Origin of the sequence: Pseudoalteromonas sp. HL-AS2 (genome assembly GCF_031198805.1) — a bacterium.
GTDB classification, from domain to species: Bacteria; Pseudomonadota; Gammaproteobacteria; order Enterobacterales; family Alteromonadaceae; genus Pseudoalteromonas; species Pseudoalteromonas nigrifaciens.
Genome location: NZ_CP133571.1, coordinates 980,149 through 996,918 on the forward strand (window position 1 = coordinate 980,149; position 16,770 = coordinate 996,918).

The window sequence follows — 16,770 nt, forward strand, 5'->3', positions numbered from 1 at the left end:
CGATAGATACGGAATGTAGGATTAATGAGCGACTATAAACATACTTTGAACTTACCGGAAACACCGTTTCCAATGCGTGGCAATTTGGCACAACGTGAACCAAAAATGCTAAAAGCATGGTATGAAGACGACCTATATGGTCAAATTCGCAGTGCTAAAAAAGGTAAAAAAACCTTTATTTTGCATGATGGACCTCCGTATGCAAACGGCGATATCCATTTAGGCCATTCAGTAAATAAAATATTAAAAGATATTATTGTTAAGTCTAAAACCTTATCTGACTTTGACTCGCCATTAGTACCTGGTTGGGATTGTCATGGTTTACCAATAGAATTAATGGTTGAGAAAAAAGTTGGCAAGCCAGGCGTTAAAGTAACCGCGAGCGAGTTTCGCGAAAAGTGCCGTGCATACGCTAAAAAGCAAGTTGAAGGTCAAAAGGTCGACTTTAAACGTTTAGGTGTATTTGCCGATTGGGACAAGCCTTACTTAACCATGAACTTTGATTTTGAAGCGAATGCTATTCGTGTACTTGGTCGTATTATTGAAAAAGGCCATTTACATAAAGGTGCTAAGCCTGTGCATTGGTGTACCGATTGTGGTTCTGCTTTAGCCGAAGCCGAAGTTGAATACCAAGATAAGCAATCACCAGCAATTGACGTACGCTTTATTTTTAACGACCAAGACGCAGTAGTAAGTGCGTTTGATTTAGCCGATGGTCATAAAGGTACAGGTAAAGTTGGTACTGTTATTTGGACTACCACCCCGTGGACGCTGCCTGCTAACCGAGCAGTAGCAGTACATGCAGAATTAGAATATGCACTAGTACAAGTTGAAGATGAAGGTAAGCAGCAACGCTTAATATTAGGCTCTGAGCTCGTTAAAGATGCAATGGACCGTTTTGGTTTTAATAACTTTCATGTATTAGGTTATGTTAAAGGTGCGGCGCTTGAAAATTTACAAGTAGCACACCCTTTTTATGACTTTAGTGTTCCTGTAATCGTAGCTGAACATGTTACGACCGACTCAGGTACGGGTGTTGTACATACGGCTCCAGGGCATGGTCAAGAAGATTTCGTGGCTGGACTTGAATACAAACTAGAAGTGGCTAACCCGGTTGGCGCAAATGGTGTGTACTTGCCAGACACTGAGTTATTTGCCGGTCAGCATGTGTTTAAAGCTAACGCGAGCATTGTTGAAGTGCTTAAAGAGCATGGCGCATTAATGCATCACCATGCTATTACGCATAGTTATCCACATTGCTGGCGTCATAAAACGCCAATTATTTTCCGTGCTACACCACAGTGGTTTATTAGTATGGATCAGGCTAATTTGCGTCAAGACTCATTAAACGAAATTAAAAACACGCAGTGGTTACCAGAGTGGGGCGAAAGCCGCATTGCAAACATGGTTGAGGGCCGTCCAGATTGGTGTATATCACGCCAACGTACTTGGGGTGTACCAATTGCATTGTTTGCTGATAAAGACACCGGTGCTATTCATCCAAATACGCAAGAGTTAATTGAACAAGCAGCACAATTGGTTGAAAAGTCAGGTATTCAAGCATGGTACGATTTAGACCCAGCGACACTGTTAGGTGAAGAAGATGCTAAGCAATACATGAAAGTGCAAGACACTCTCGATGTATGGTTTGACTCGGGCGTATCGCATGCGTGTGTTGTTGATGCGCGTGAAGACTTAACTGGTCCTGCCGATTTATACCTTGAAGGTTCTGATCAGCATCGTGGTTGGTTTATGTCGTCTATGATGACATCGGTCGCTATTAACGGCCATGCACCATACCGCCAAGTACTTACTCATGGTTTTACCGTTGATGAAAACGGTCGTAAAATGTCTAAGTCGTTAGGTAATGTTATTTCACCACAAAATGTGATGAATAAACTAGGCGCCGATATTTTACGCTTGTGGGTTGCCTCTACCGATTACACTGCAGAAATGACGGTATCGGATGAAATATTTAACCGCTCAGCAGATCGTTATCGCCGAATTCGTAACACTAGTCGTTACTTATTAGCTAACCTAAATGGCTTTGATCCAAAAACAGATCAAGTAGCTGTTAATGATATGGTTGAGCTTGATAAGTGGATTGTTGGCCGTGCAGCACAATTACAAACAGAAATTTTAGCTGCCTACGATAGCTACCAAATGCTGTTAGTAACGCAAAAGCTAATGAACTTTTGTACCGGTGAGCTTGGCTCGTTCTATTTAGACGTAATTAAAGACCGCCAATACACAGCTAAGAGTGACAGCCACGCACGTCGTTCTTGTCAAACAGCGCTGTACCATATTGCTGAAGCAATGACGCGTTGGATGGCACCAATTATGAGCTTTACTGCTCAAGAAATTTGGGAAGCATTACCGGGTGAGCGTAGTGACTACGTATTTACATCAACCTGGTACGAAGGCTTACAAGCTCCTACTAACAGCCAATTTAGTAACGATGATTGGTTAGAAATTCTAACAGTGCGCGATGAAGTAAACCGCCTATTAGAAGCTGCACGTAAAGAAGAAGTGATTGGTGCAACGCTCCAAGCAACTGTTAATTTATATACAGGCAAAGCGCTCGCAGCTAAATTATTAGCACTTGGCGACGAGCTGCGTTTTGTATTTTTAACATCTGCAGTAAACGTAACCGAAGTTGATAGCCAGCCGGCAGATACACAAACTACCGAAATTGATGGTCTTTATATTAGTGTTGCTGCAACCGACGCACAAAAGTGTGAGCGTTGTTGGCATTATAGCGCTGATGTAGGTGTTGAGCCTGCTCACCCTGAAATTTGTGGACGCTGTGTAAGCAATGTTGACGGTGAAGGCGAGCAACGTCAATTCGCTTAGGAGTTAATTAGTGAGCAAACTAGCCCAAAAAAGTGGTTTAGTGTGGCTATGGTTAAGTCTACTGCTGTTAGTAGTAGACTTTGCTAGTAAAACACTTGTTGTAAGTAGTATGGCTTATCAAGAGTCGATTAATTTACTGCCTGTTTTTAGTATTACTTATGTACATAACTACGGTGCAGCTTATAGTTTTTTAAGTGATGCAGGTGGTTGGCAACGTTGGTTTTTAAGTGCTATTGCAATTGCTATTAGTGGATTGCTGGTGTGGTGGTTAAAACGCCTGCCAGCAACTAATAAAGTATTATGCGCTGCCTATTCATTGGTACTTGCCGGTGCAATTGGTAACTTATACGACCGTATTGCATACGGTTATGTAATTGACTTTATACACGTATTTTATAAAAACTCACATTTTCCGGTATTTAATGTTGCAGATTGCGCTATTTGTATTGGTGCAGCATTATTATTATTTGACGCCTTTACAGGCGAAAGTCCGAAGGAGCATAAAGCATGAGCCAAGCTGTAATTGGTGAAAACTCACAGGTTATTTTTCATTTTTCTATTAAGTTAGAAGATGGCTCTGCTGCCGACTCAACCAAAGTGCATAACAAGCCTGCTAAATTAACTATGGGCGATGGTAGCTTAACAGCTAACTTTGAAAAGTGCTTATTAGGCTTAAACGCAGGTGAGAGCAAAACCTTTGAGCTAGAACCAGAAGATGCATTTGGTCAGCCAAATCCAGATAACATTTACTATGTTGATCGCAGTAAATTTGGCCCAGAAACCCCAGCTAAAGTAGGCGCTATAATAGCGTTTACTCAGCCTGATGGTACCGAGCTTCCGGGTTTAGTACGCGAAGTGCAAGGCGAGTCGGTAACGATTGATTTTAATCATCCGTTAGCGGGTCAGCGTTTAACCTTTGAAGTAGATATTATTGAGGTGCAAGGTTAATGGAAATATTACTAGCCAACCCACGAGGCTTTTGCGCAGGGGTTGATCGCGCTATTAGTATTGTTGAGCGCGCTTTAGATATTTTTGAAAAGCCAATTTACGTACGCCACGAAGTGGTGCATAACCGCTATGTGGTTGACGGCTTAAAAAGCCGCGGTGCGGTATTTGTCGAAGAGCTTGATCAGATACCTGACGACAGCATAGTTATATTTAGTGCGCATGGCGTATCGCAAGCGGTACGCACCGAAGCAAAGCGTCGTGACTTAAAAATATTTGATGCGACCTGCCCACTGGTTACTAAAGTACATATGGAAGTAACCCGTGCGAGCCGCAAAGGCATAGAGTGTATTTTAATTGGCCACCAAGGACACCCAGAAGTTGAGGGTACCATGGGGCAGTATGGCAATGACGAGGGCGGTATTTACCTGGTAGAAACTGTAGAAGACGTAGCTAAGTTGAATGTAAAAAATGCTGACAACTTATTTTACTGCAGTCAAACAACGCTCTCGGTAGATGATACTGCTGATGTAATTGATGCGCTGCGCGCTAAGTTCCCTGCTATTGATGGGCCGCGCAAAGATGATATTTGTTATGCAACGCAAAATCGTCAAGACGCCGTTCGCGACTTAGCCGACAAAGTAGACGTGTTATTAGTGGTTGGCGCTAAAAACAGCTCTAACTCAAATCGTTTGCGTGAACTTGCCGATAAAATGGGCACTAAAGCTTATTTAATTGACGATGCCACAAACGTGCAAGAGTCATGGTTTACTGGTATTAATGCTGTTGGGGTAACCGCAGGAGCATCAGCACCTGAAGTGTTAGTGCAACAGGTTATAACCCGCTTAAAAGAACTTGGTGGCAATCAAGTTACTGAAAATCCTGGCGAAGAAGAGAACATTGTATTTGCTGTTCCTATTGAGCTGCGCTAATCTGAATTAAATATATATCTAATTAATTAGCTTAAAAGGGAGCCGTTATGAGCAAATCGCCACAAGTGGATGGGTTGCTTTTTTCGGCTCTTTTTAATGAGCGAGGCGTACTTGCCTCGTTAGTTGTATCGCAAGTTGTTGCTATTGTCCTGGCTTTTGCACCCAATGTAGAAGATGATATTTGGCTTCGCCTTGGAATAATAAGCTTATTTTTACACTTAATAGTGTTAGTCAGTACCTCTTCTTTATACTTCTGTAGATTTTTTTTACAAAAACGTACTCAAACTTTTCAGTTAAGTTTGTTTTTTGTCTTTTTTTTATTATCTACATGCATTTTTAGTATTTTATTTTCTCATTTTGCTTTTGATATAGATGATACAAATAGCCTAATTTATTTCATACTTCGTAATTGTATTATAGTGGCTTTACTGACTGCTTTATTCGTCCAGTTTTTATTAATTTATTTTGAAAAAGAGCAGCAAACTAAAGCGCTTGCCCGCGCAGAGCTTGATGCATTACAAGCACGTATTCGCCCACACTTTTTATATAACAGTTTAAATACCGCTGCAGAGCTTACCCATCATGATGCAACCGCAGCTGAGCAGGCTATTTTAGCCTTAGCTGCCTTATCTCAAGCGGCAATGCGCTCAGGGCAAAGTGTGCCATTAGAGGACGAAATAACCCTTAGCAAGCAATATGTTGCACTAGAAGCATGGCGTTTTGGTAACCGCTTAAAGCTCGATTGGCAAATACCCAATGAGCTTCCCGCGCTTAATATTCCCTGTTTAACTTTGCAGCCTTTAATTGAAAATGCCGTGTGCCATGGCGTAGAGCCTAGCGAAACAGGCGCTGTCATTAAAGTTGAGCTGCATGTTACAAGTGGCTATTTAACTATTATAGTCACTAACCCAATAGCCGTGGCAACCACAAATACTCGGCCAAGTAACGGCATGGCGCTGGAAAATATTCGCCAACGACTTAATATTTATTACAAGGGTAAAGCGCAGCTCACTATTGCTAATAAAAATGGCGTATTTAGAGTGAAAGTAGTGATCCCTAAACATATTGAGAGTCAATTATGAATGTAATTATTGTTGATGATGAACCCTTAGCTAGAGCGCGTTTAGTACGTTTATTGGCGGCTCAAAATATAGTTGTACAAAATGAAGCGAGCAATGGCACAGAAGCACTTGCGTTAAGTAAAGTAAACCAGCCTGACTTAGTGTTTTTAGATGTTGATATGCCGGGTATTAATGGCTTGGAGGTAGCAAGTGAGCTTAACAAACTTGCAGTTCCACCCGCCATTGTATTTATTACCGCCCACCCTGAGCACGCGCTAGACGCATTGCAATTAAATGCGGCGGGTTATTTGGTAAAGCCTGTATCGGCGCAATCATTACAAAAAGTAGTTGAACAACTTGGGCGCTTAAATAAAGTACATATACAAAAACAACAAACAACAAAAATTACGTATCAGCTCGCGGGCACATTAAAAAGTATAGAAATGGAGTGTATTTATTATTTTGCTGCTGAAGAAAAATATACAAAAATGGTATTTAAAGGGGGCAGTGCGCTTATAGAGCAAAGTTTAAAACAATTAGAAACCCTTTATCCCACACATGTTTTAAGAGTACACCGCAATACGTTAGTAAATAAAAATAAGGTGGTTGCTCTGCACTCATTAAGTAGCGGTAGCCATGCTATTGAACTACAAAATTGCCAAGAGCTGTTAGCGGTTAGTCGCCGCGAGCTAAAAACAGTTAAATCTACCTTGTGTTAACTCATTTACTATAAAGCTATTTTGGCAAAAACAGTGTTTATTAACCGTTTATCAACAAAATCAACCGTTAGTCTTAGTAGTTCTTGAATCTATATTTTATTTGCATACACTTATAATCAGATAATATTTATTTGGTTTTATTATGTATTCACCCCCAATTAAGCGACGCAAAGGCTTCACTTTAATCGAAGTACTTATTGCTTTTATCATCCTCAGCTTTGGTTTGTTAGGCGCCGTTGCACTGCAAGCAAAAGCCAAACAAGCCAGTTTTGACTCTATGCAGCGCGCCGCCGCTGTGGCTTTAGGTAACGACATTATTCAGCGCATTCGAGCAAATGATACCATTGCATCAATTGGAAAGTATGGGAAAGCAGAAATAGACAGTACAGGTGCACTTGCTACAACTGATGCTTGTTTTGGGAAAAGCTGTGATTCATCAGGAATAGCGGATATGGATATAGTGCAATGGAAACGCGCCATTCGAGCTAGCGAAAATACGGGAACTTTAGATGATGCCACAATATGTATAAATCCAGCCTCAGTAGCAGATACTGGAGGGAAAGGGTTCAACATTGAAGTAATTATAGCATGGCAAGGGCGGCAAGAGTTCAAAGCAAATACGAATACAGGAAAAGTTACCTGTGGTGATAAAACTAATAATAAACGCCGTTTAGTGGTCTTAACCAGCTATATATATGTTAGGAGCTAACATGAAGCAAAAAGGCTTTACGCTAGTAGAAGTAATGATTTCGCTATTTATAGGCGGTTTAATTCTTGGTGGCGTTATGTTTACTTTTATTAGTATGAAAGTAACCACAAAAGACACTATGACTATCGGTGAACTCCAGGAGTCAGGACGTTTAGCTATAAATATTATGCAACGCGATATCGAGCAAGTTGGCTTTTGGGGAACTTATTATGATGACTCGTTCACAGCAGTAAATACAACCGTTTCTGCAACGACGATTACAGGTGATTGTTCAGATGGAACTAATAACGGCAGCTTTCCAGATTTAACCAGTAGTAGTAATTTTCGTACTATTTATGCAAAAACTACTACGAGTAAAGATAACCTACATTGCATAAACGATGGCATTATTCCTGCTGATAATAAAGAGACCGATATTCTTCAGCTCAAGTTTTTACAAGGTGATCCTCAATATGATGCTGTTGCAGGTACTAATACAACTAGCGATAAAATAAATTATTTTATCGCAGAACAAGAACAAGCAAGTTTTGTAACCGGTAAACATACCCCAACAAATATCAATGCAACTATTTGGCCATATAGTCATCATGTTTATTATATTAAAGAAGAAAAGTATTTAGTAAATAATAAAGAAATAAAAGTCCCCGCATTAAGACGAAAACGATTAGTAAATGGAAAAATGACCTCTGAAACGATAATGGAAGGTGTTGAAAACATGCGTTTTCTTTTTGGCCTTGATACTAATAGCGATAGCAAGGTTGATACTTATAAAAGCTCGGCAGCTATCTCTGCTACAGAATGGGAAAATCGTAAAGGTATTTTAACCGTTCAACTCTTCTTATTAATTAGATCACTGCAACCGGACCCCGGTATAAAAATAAAAAAACAAGAATATACATTAGGAGATGGACCCGAAAAACGAGTTTTAAAATTTGATGATAATTATAGACGCACTGTTTTTACAACAACTATTCGCTTAAGTAATGTTGGAGGGAACTTATGGAAAATTTAAAGTTGTTACCAAATAAGCAACAAGGCGTGGTGCTTTTAACAGCATTAATTATGGTGATAGCTGTTACCGGCATTGCAGTTACTCTTATGAGTAGTAGTACAATTGATATTAAAATTACTAATGCAGCACAAGAGCGAGAAGTTGCAGAAAATCAATTGATTGGCGAAGTGCAAAGAGTAATTGCGTCAGAAGCTAAAAAAGGTGCTGATAGTGACTTTTTTCTTACTCCAGATGAGATCGCTACAGATTCGGGTAAGCTTGATGCTGATGGTAATAAAATCACTATACCAGAGAAGGACATTACAGAGCCTGGGCACGAAATGAAAAGCATAATGACGAACTTAAATCGTGGTTCGCTAGAGCTTAATTGTCCTCGTAGTTATAGTTTTACAGCGGGTGTTTCATGCAATATGGTTCAAGTATCTACTACGATAGAATATGGCTCTAAAAGCAAGCATCAACTAACCATAGTTACTGGTATAGCTCAAGAGATGGCCAGTACGGGTAAGGGGATTTAAGATGAAATTTAAACTTTATGTTGCACTCGTTTTATTATTTACATCAGCAATTAATATGCAGGCATACGCTGAGGATATCGAGCTTTATGTAAATAAAGATGCTAACTCAGATGAAAAGCCGCGAGTACTATTAATTTTTGATACCTCCGGGAGTATGGCTTTTTCATCAAGCACTGGTAAAGAGTGTAAAGATTGGTCAGATAATAGAATATTATGCTCTGATAGCAGGCTTGAAGCTGCCCAAAAGGCTATGAGTAAAGTAGTCGATGATAATAAGGATTCAATCGATTTCGGATTAATGCGCTTTAATGGTAACGAAGGAGGTTATGTTTTAAATGGCATCGGTAGTTCGCCCGATTCCATAAAAGCATCTATTAATAATCTGCCTGCAAGTGGCGGAACACCATTAGCGGAAACACTCTGGGAGGCTTATTTATACATAACAGGACAAAGTGTGTACTATGGCGAGCAAGTTAGTGAATCAGAGAGGGATACTATTGTTGAAAATAAAAATTTTATTGGTACGCAGTGCATAGAATGGAAGAGAAAACGTTGTAAGAAGTGGGGAAATGTATATAACTACACTTATATCTCCCCTTTTGCTGATAGCGTAGCTGAAGCTAAACGTTGTGATAATTCCATCAATATTATTTATATGACTGATGGAGATCCATCTCCTAGATATGTGTATGACAGATGGGGGGGACGTTATAATAATAAAAATAGTGATAATGCGAGCGATGCTTCAATAAGTGCTGTCCATAATTATTATTTCAATGAACCCTTGATAGAAAGTGATTATGTTTACGATAATTACTTGCATCAATTAGCTAAAATCATTCATGGAACAGACGACACAATTGTCGATTTGTACCCTTCTACTCCCGATATTAATGAAACAGGGCGTCTATATACGATTGGGTTTGGCTCTGGTATGACTGCAGATGGTCAAAACTTATTAAAACAAGCCTCAACATTAGGTGGTGGTAAAAATTTGCCTGCAACTACACCAGAAAAGCTTTCTGAAGCTTTAAATAATGCTGTAGCAGCGATTAGACAGGAAAATAGTACTTTTACAGCCCCTTCAGTTGCAAGTAATAATGTAGATCAAACTCGGAGTCGAGATGCCATATACTTAGGTATGTTTTACCCTGAAAAGCATACAAGATGGCGTGGTAATCTAAAAAAACTGAAATTATCAGGTAACAAAGTTATTGATTCCAAAGATATTGAGGCGTTTGATAGTGATGGCCTTATAAAAACGAGTGCGCATACATTTTGGAGTGCTGATGGAACTTCCGATGGTAGCTCTGTAAAAGAGGGTGGAGTAAATGCTGCATTAATAAGCAGTGACAAAACTCGCAAAATACTTACAAACGCAAATACTAATGCATTAATAGATTTTAATCTTGATAAAATTAAAAGTGCCTATGACACTAATAAAAAAGCTGCTGTTATTTTTGATGTAAATGAATCTGACTTAAAAAATACTATAGATTGGGCGCGTGGAGTTGATGTTGATAATGAATTTTCAACATCTGCAGTGCGCGGTGATATATTTGGTGATCCACTACACTCAAAGCCAGTTGCAATAGATTATGGTAACGGTGATATTCGTATTTTAATTGGCACTAATGCTGGTTTTTTACATATGTTTAAAGATGATGATACTAATAATAAAGTTAGTGAAAGTTGGGCGTTTATTCCCTCTGACCTATACAAAATCATTAAGCCTCTTCGTGAAAAAGAGAGTGGTAAAAAATACGGCATAGATGGACCTATTAGCGTTTATTTCAACAATAAGAGCCTAAATGGTAATGGTTTAAATGATGGAACTATTAACGCAAATAAAGGCGACCAAGTCTGGGCTGCGGTAGGTATGCGCAGAGGTGGCCGTAATTATTATGGTTTGGATATTACGAAACCAGACTCTCCAAGTTTAATGTGGACTATTAAGGGCGGTGAAGGGAAATTTAAAAACCTTGGCCAAACGTGGTCTAAACCCCAAGTTGCTTATATAAAATCAAAAGGAAATACACCCCTTTTAATATTTGGGGCTGGTTATGATATTAATAAAGATTCGAATGATGCCGATAAAGCTAATATAAAAACGGAAGATAAAATTGGCCGCGGTATTTATATCGTTGATGCAAAAACAGGTGAAAAGGTTTGGATTTTAGCACCTAAGGGAGATGCATCTAAGGATACCGAATTTAAAGGGAAATATAGTATTGCTGCCGATGTAACGTTATTAGATTCTAATTATGATGGCTATACAGACCGGATATATGCGGCAGATACTGGTGGAGGTATTTGGCGTATAGATATATCAGATGAAGGGAAATTTAGTCATTTTCAGTTAGCTGATCTTGGTAGTGATGCCGATAGACGCTTTTTTTACAAGCCTGTAGTGGCAAGAACTATGTTTAGTAAGGTTACAATAACTGGAGACGTCATCACTCGATTAGATACCCCCTACGATGCAATTGTGATTGGAAGTGGAAATCGTTCAAATCCAAATGGAGAAGGCACAGCTGATGAATTATTTATGATTAGAGATGAAAATACAGTTACGCAGTCATTTACAGATAAAGAGCCCGCGGCTATCAAACCAGCTAACTTAATGGACATGAATGATGATCCATTTGAAAGTGCATTAGATAGTGTCCCGTCAGACGATGAAAAAAAGGTGCCAACTGAGTTTGAAATATTGGAAGATAAGCTAGCTAATGAGTTTGTTGGCTGGCGTTATAAACTAGCGACAGGTGAGAAGTCGTTAGCTGCAGCAACTGTCGTTGGTGGTGTTGCTTATTTTACATCTTTTACTCCAACGTTAGATTCATCAATTAAAAATCAATGTTCACTTAGTGGTGGTGGTGGTTCACTCTATGCTTTTCATCTTCATTATGGAACTAAGGTATATGATAAACTTAAGTTTGATACAAGTAATGAAGTACCTGATACTCCACAGTTATACTTTGGTGAGAACGAAGCTGGAGAAAGTCAGTTTTATTTAATTGGCCCGGGTATTAAAGGTGAGAATGCAGAAAACCCGCTTCAACCACTTGAAATTACAGGGCCAGGATTAAAAGTTGTTGATGGTAAAATACAACTTGTAAAAGATAAAGCGCTAGGGTTTGGTTTTAAAACCCAGCAAACTTACATTTATAAGCGCGAAGAAAACGACGAAATCAAATCTAATTAAGATGATTAAGGGTGTTTAAATGAATAAAAAGCAACATGGATTTACCTTAATTGAGCTGATGATAGCAGTTGCTATCGTCGGTATACTTGCAGCAATTGCATTGCCTAATTATACAGAGTATGTGAAGCGTGCTTCGCGCGCAGAGGCAGTTGCTGCATTATTAGATGCAGCTAATAAGCAAGAGCAGTACTTTGTAGATAACAGAGAGTATACAGAATTAGCGAGTGATTTAGGGATTCAAAGTAAAACAGAGAATGGGCATTTCGAATTAGCGATTAAAGTAGTTGATAAAAATACTTTTACAATCACAGCAAAACCTATTGCAGGGCCGGTAAAAGGAGATGGTGATTGCACTGCACTATCTATAACTGATATAGGTACTAAAGGTGCGCAAGGAGCAAAAACAAACGAAGGAAAGGATATTGACTATTGTTGGGGAAGATAATTAGAGTTACCTTTCCTGGCATTTATCAGTCGATTTAATACGTATTCTGCCAGTTTGACTTACAGATAAAGCCAATCCTTCCAGATTGGCTTTATCGCTATTAGGGCAATATATAAAAGTCCCATTTTGAAAACCGTTTAATGAGCCATCGGGCCTAAAAGTAAGTGCCTCTCGGGGGTACTCTAAGCTATCAAACTCATGGGTGTGTTCAAAGGTGCTTAGCATTAGCTCATCGTTATTAAGAGAAGTAGATTTATCGTTATCGATAAATAACGATATTTGCTCCTCCCAATCACCTTCTTGACATTCATTGTTTTTTAACGCGCATAAAGTAACGTATGTACCGTTTTCTATGGCGTAAAGGCGAGCATAGTTAATATTTCGGTGTAATAAGTTTACTTGATTATCAGCACGGTTTAGCGCTAAAAAATCAGGAAAAAACCACATAGAAAGCTGGCTAATAATAGCCACAATAGCAATTGTTACCATTAGCTCAAGTAAGGTTATACCATTATGCTTAGTTGAATATGTTATTAACTTCATCCCTGAAGCCTTAAATGGAGAGGTGATTATTTTAGTTTAGTAAATAATCAAAAAATAACAATATGGAGCTTGTTTTTAACTGCACTTAAGGTTGGTGTCTCCAACGTAAAAGGCAGTGCCCGATTGAGATACAGTTAATGCTTTATTATTCTCGTTATCGCTATTAGGGCAATATATAAAATCCCCAGGGCTTGTGGTAATGCGGCCACTGGTGTTAAAACGAAGGCTGTTAACTTTACCGCTATATTCCACTTTATCATTTCTAGAAACGGCCTCCATTACACGCAATAGGCTATCATTATCTTTTTTGTAGTTGCCATCACGATCAGCATCGACAAATAAAATAACACTACTCGTCGCTCCCCATTGACTTTGACAAGTTAAAGTTGGCTGATTGCTTGCAACATTAGCGCTAGAAGCAGGACATACAACGACTATTTCATCGGTGCTTGCCGCTTGCGCGCGTGCATAACTAATATTACGTTTTAGCTCTAATAAAAAGTTCTCGGCGCGGTTTTCCTCTAGCATGTCGCTACTGTTCCACAATGCAATGGTGGCAATAATGCCTACAATAGCCACTGTCACCATCAGCTCTAGTAAAGTGAATCCGTATTGTATTTTTTTCATATTGATCCCGTAGGTTACTTATTGTTTTAGTATAGCTATTTTTATTAGCATAATCATAGCATGACAGATTGTTTTATCACCGTAATACAGTCACTTTGTTTGCTATGAGCCTTGTGATTGTCTAAAATCGAGGCAACTGTAGCTTTAAAAAGTAATTAATATGAAAAAAATAGAAGCAATCATTAAACCTTTTAAGCTTGATGATGTGCGTGAAGCCCTATCAGAAGTAGGCATTACAGGTATGACAGTAACTGAAGTTAAAGGGTTTGGGCGTCAAAAAGGCCATACCGAGTTGTATCGTGGTGCGGAATACATGGTTGATTTTTTACCTAAAGTTAAATTAGATATTGTACTGGGCGATGATGATGTTGACCGTGCAATTGAGGTAATAATTAAAACGGCACAAACAGGAAAAATTGGTGATGGTAAAATATTTGTCACTGAAGTTGAGCGTGTTGTGCGTATTCGTACTGCAGAGGAAGATGAAGAAGCTATTTAAGCTTTATTACAACAAGTACGCTAAAAAGGCGCTTACTCAAGTTAGTAAGCGCCTTTTTAATTAATTATTTATTTCTGCTGTTAAAAATTCGTGTTTGTTTAGCGTCTTCGCTAAGCTCACTTAAGCCTAGCTTATCGTAGCTTTTTTCCATCATTTCAAGTGCAGAGTTTAAGTAGCTGCTTTGAGAGTAATGTTCTACTACAAACTTACCGCGGTTAGCAGCTGCTAAGTAGGCTTCACGTTCATAATAGTAATTGGCCACTTTTAGCTCATACCTTGCCATACGGTTTAACAACCACACTAAACGACGTTTTGCCTCTGGGGCGTAGTCACTTTGTGGGAAACGCTTAACCAAGGTTGATAAATCGGTAAAGGCCACACGTGTACGGTTAGCATCGCGGTCAGCTCTATCAACACCAAAATATTCTTGGAATGCGTTTTTATCGGCTTTAATGTTAACTAATCCACGCATGTAATACATGTAGTCTAAATCTTTATGATTTGGGTTTAAGCGAATAAAACGGTCGATTGTTGCTAGTGCTTGCTCGGTATTACCCGATTGGTAATGCGCATAGACTAAATCCATTTGTACTTGTTTAGAAAATGGGCCAAACGGGTAGCGAGAGTCAATAGCACTTAAAAGTTCAATTGCGCGTGCATATAAACCAGAATCTAAAGTTTGCTTGGCATCTTCATACAAAGCGTGAGCCGATTTATTAGGTACACGTTGAATGTCTTCTTGGTCAGGAGCCGACGAACAAGCACCTAAACTAAGCACTGAAACTGAAAAAACAATGGCGAATGCACGTTTCCCTATTTTATTTATCATTTTATTTGTTACCTTCGTTGTCTACGGCTAGGCCAAGTCGGTAAAACCGAGTAAACTATGCGTATTATATTATGCTTTTATTAAAAGCGATTCTAACCCAGTCGAGCAAAGCTTGCACTGGTAAATTGGGTAAAATTACTAATGTCAGAGCAAATTTCTCTTCAAGCCGACGTTCCAACCGATTTAGGTGGTAAACGTCTAGACCAAGTATTAGCACAATTGTTCCCTGATTATTCACGATCAAGGATAAAAACGTGGATTTTGGATGATAAAATCACCGTTGATGGCGAAATATTCAACACACCGCGCACTAAACTGCTTGGTGGTGAAGTACTTAATGTTGAAACAACCATTGAAGCACCTCGTGAATACATAGCGCAAGATATCAAATTAGACATTGTTTATGAAGATGATGATATTTTGGTAATTAATAAACCTATGGGCTTGGTAGTTCATCCTGGTGCAGGTAATCCAGATGGCACAGTGCTAAATGCATTGCTACATTACCACCCAGAAATTATTAATGTACCTCGCGCGGGTATTGTGCACCGATTAGATAAAGACACTACAGGCCTTATGGTGGTAGCTAAAACTATTCCGGCACAAACGCATTTAGTAACCGCACTGCAAAAACGTGAAAATTTCACGCGTGAATACGAAGCGCTTTGCAATGGCACAATGACCGCTGGTGGTATGGTTGAAAAGCCTATTGGCCGCCATGCAACGCAACGTACGCATATGGATGTACATGAACAGGGTAAGCCAGCGATTACGCATTACCGTGTTGCTGAAAAGTTTCGTGCTCATACACGTTTACGTTTACGCCTTGAAACCGGTCGTACTCACCAGATACGTGTGCATATGGCTTATTTAAATCATCCGCTTATTGGCGATCAGTCTTATGGCGGCCGTCCGCGTCCACCTAAAGGGGCAACGCCTGAGTTATTTGAATTGCTGCGTAGTTTTAAACGCCAAGCATTACATGCGGTTAAATTAAGTATTGCGCACCCAATTACGGGTGAAATGATGACATGGCAAGCACCTATTCCAGATGACATGGTTGCTATGACACTGGCACTGCGTGAAGACACAAAAGCTAATCCTGACATAGATAGATAATGCAGTTTTTATCAGCAGCATGGCAAGTCCCTATAACAGGTGTGAGTACATTAAGTACCACACGTGTAGGCGGTGTTTCAGAAGCGCCGTTTAAGAGTTTAAATTTAGGGCTGCATGTTGGTGATAATAAACAACAGGTATTAAAAAATCGTGCTTTGTTGGATAAGCATTTGCCAAATAGTGCTGTATGGATAGATCAAGTTCATAGTGGCGATGTACTCATTGTTGATGGGCTATTTAAATTTAACGCTCACCATCAAGGAGATGCACTATATACACAACTAGTTGCTCAGCCTTTGGCAATAATGACCGCCGATTGCTTGCCCATTTTACTTGCCAGTAACGATGGAAAAGAAGTAGCTGCCATACATGCTGGTTGGCGTGGATTAGAGCAAAGTGTAATTAAAAATACGCTAAACTGCTTTAATGCCAAAAAAAGTGAAATAAGTGCCTGGTTAGGTCCCGCAATAGGGCCTGATAAATTTGAGGTAGGTAGCGAGGTGTTTGCATTGTTTAATGCCCAAAACCCTTTGTTTGCCAAAGCGTTTAAAGCGTGTGCAAACCAAAAGTACCTTGCCGATATTTATCACCTTGCACGTATTCAATTGCGTCAATTAGGGGTTATAAATATTACCGGTGGTGAGCACTGTACGGTTTCTCAAACTGAACAGTTTTTTTCGTACCGACGCGACGGCCAAACCGGACGCATGGCAAGCTTGATCTGGCGCAACTAATTTATCAATATAATGATTAT

At 39.4% G+C, this 16,770-nt stretch carries 17 protein-coding genes; 14 read left to right on the forward strand and 3 right to left on the reverse strand.

The genetic code is table 11. From position 1 onward, the window contains the following. Positions 1-24: 24 nt before the first annotated feature. From ileS to RB215_RS04715, 11 genes are all read left to right on the forward strand, one after another. Entirely contained in the window at positions 25-2,853 is a 2,829-nt protein-coding gene (gene ileS / locus RB215_RS04665) for an isoleucine--tRNA ligase (protein WP_089367921.1), read from the forward strand. A gap of 10 nt (positions 2,854-2,863) precedes the next feature. Next, positions 2,864-3,364, forward strand: a complete 501-nt coding sequence (gene lspA / locus RB215_RS04670; RefSeq protein WP_011327609.1) for a signal peptidase II — start codon at positions 2,864-2,866, stop codon at positions 3,362-3,364. Then, positions 3,361-3,801 (forward strand): FKBP-type peptidyl-prolyl cis-trans isomerase, encoded by a 441-nt coding sequence (gene fkpB, locus RB215_RS04675; protein ID WP_011327610.1) that lies wholly within the window; start codon positions 3,361-3,363, stop codon positions 3,799-3,801. The genes lspA and fkpB overlap by 4 nt, the downstream gene beginning before the upstream one ends. After that, complete coding sequence (gene ispH, locus RB215_RS04680; RefSeq protein ID WP_086997376.1) at positions 3,801-4,730, forward strand: 4-hydroxy-3-methylbut-2-enyl diphosphate reductase; 930 nt, start codon at positions 3,801-3,803, stop codon at positions 4,728-4,730. Before fkpB ends, ispH begins: the two co-directional genes overlap by 1 nt. Before the next feature lie 47 nt (positions 4,731-4,777). Further along, entirely contained in the window at positions 4,778-5,812 is a 1,035-nt protein-coding gene (locus RB215_RS04685; RefSeq protein WP_179807243.1) for a sensor histidine kinase, read from the forward strand. Continuing rightward, positions 5,809-6,510: a LytTR family DNA-binding domain-containing protein gene (locus RB215_RS04690; RefSeq protein ID WP_182678537.1), complete on the forward strand. Its 702-nt coding sequence runs from the start codon at positions 5,809-5,811 to the stop codon at positions 6,508-6,510. Before RB215_RS04685 ends, RB215_RS04690 begins: the two co-directional genes overlap by 4 nt. Before the next feature lie 142 nt (positions 6,511-6,652). Then, the gene (gene pilV, locus RB215_RS04695; protein WP_179807241.1) at positions 6,653-7,219 is read left to right on the forward strand and encodes a type IV pilus modification protein PilV; all 567 of its coding nucleotides are present in this window, start codon (positions 6,653-6,655) and stop codon (positions 7,217-7,219) included. Position 7,220: 1 nt separating this feature from the next. After that, positions 7,221-8,231, forward strand: a complete 1,011-nt coding sequence (locus RB215_RS04700) for a PilW family protein (RefSeq protein ID WP_309216955.1) — start codon at positions 7,221-7,223, stop codon at positions 8,229-8,231. Beyond that, the gene (locus tag RB215_RS04705; RefSeq protein ID WP_309216956.1) at positions 8,219-8,749 is read left to right on the forward strand and encodes a pilus assembly protein PilX; all 531 of its coding nucleotides are present in this window, start codon (positions 8,219-8,221) and stop codon (positions 8,747-8,749) included. Before RB215_RS04700 ends, RB215_RS04705 begins: the two co-directional genes overlap by 13 nt. A gap of 1 nt (position 8,750) precedes the next feature. Then, positions 8,751-11,954: a PilC/PilY family type IV pilus protein gene (locus tag RB215_RS04710; protein ID WP_309216957.1), complete on the forward strand. Its 3,204-nt coding sequence runs from the start codon at positions 8,751-8,753 to the stop codon at positions 11,952-11,954. Between the two features lie 19 nt (positions 11,955-11,973). Beyond that, the gene (locus RB215_RS04715; RefSeq protein WP_086993276.1) at positions 11,974-12,399 is read left to right on the forward strand and encodes a type IV pilin protein; all 426 of its coding nucleotides are present in this window, start codon (positions 11,974-11,976) and stop codon (positions 12,397-12,399) included. A 6-nt stretch (positions 12,400-12,405) separates the two neighbouring features. Here RB215_RS04715 and RB215_RS04720 read toward each other — a convergent pair whose 3' ends face one another. Next, a complete protein-coding gene (locus RB215_RS04720) occupies positions 12,406-12,942 on the reverse strand; it encodes a GspH/FimT family pseudopilin (RefSeq protein ID WP_309216958.1) in 537 nt (178 codons plus the stop codon). 75 nt (positions 12,943-13,017) lie between these two features. Then, the gene (locus RB215_RS04725; RefSeq protein ID WP_011327620.1) at positions 13,018-13,569 is read right to left on the reverse strand and encodes a GspH/FimT family pseudopilin; all 552 of its coding nucleotides are present in this window, start codon (positions 13,567-13,569) and stop codon (positions 13,018-13,020) included. 160 nt (positions 13,570-13,729) lie between these two features. Here RB215_RS04725 and glnB point away from each other — a divergent pair, with 160 nt between their 5' ends. After that, entirely contained in the window at positions 13,730-14,068 is a 339-nt protein-coding gene (gene glnB / locus RB215_RS04730) for a nitrogen regulatory protein P-II (protein WP_011327621.1), read from the forward strand. A gap of 64 nt (positions 14,069-14,132) precedes the next feature. On the opposite strand, the gene RB215_RS04735 is transcribed toward glnB, so the two are convergent. Then, positions 14,133-14,897 (reverse strand): outer membrane protein assembly factor BamD, encoded by a 765-nt coding sequence (locus tag RB215_RS04735; RefSeq protein ID WP_182678528.1) that lies wholly within the window; start codon positions 14,895-14,897, stop codon positions 14,133-14,135. A gap of 141 nt (positions 14,898-15,038) precedes the next feature. On the opposite strand from RB215_RS04735, the gene rluD reads away from it, so the two are divergent. Together rluD and pgeF are read left to right on the forward strand one after the other, a co-directional pair. Continuing rightward, entirely contained in the window at positions 15,039-16,016 is a 978-nt protein-coding gene (rluD, locus tag RB215_RS04740; RefSeq protein ID WP_011327623.1) for a 23S rRNA pseudouridine(1911/1915/1917) synthase RluD, read from the forward strand. Beyond that, positions 16,016-16,750: a peptidoglycan editing factor PgeF gene (gene pgeF / locus RB215_RS04745; protein ID WP_309216959.1), complete on the forward strand. Its 735-nt coding sequence runs from the start codon at positions 16,016-16,018 to the stop codon at positions 16,748-16,750. Before rluD ends, pgeF begins: the two co-directional genes overlap by 1 nt. Positions 16,751-16,770 lie beyond the last annotated feature (20 nt).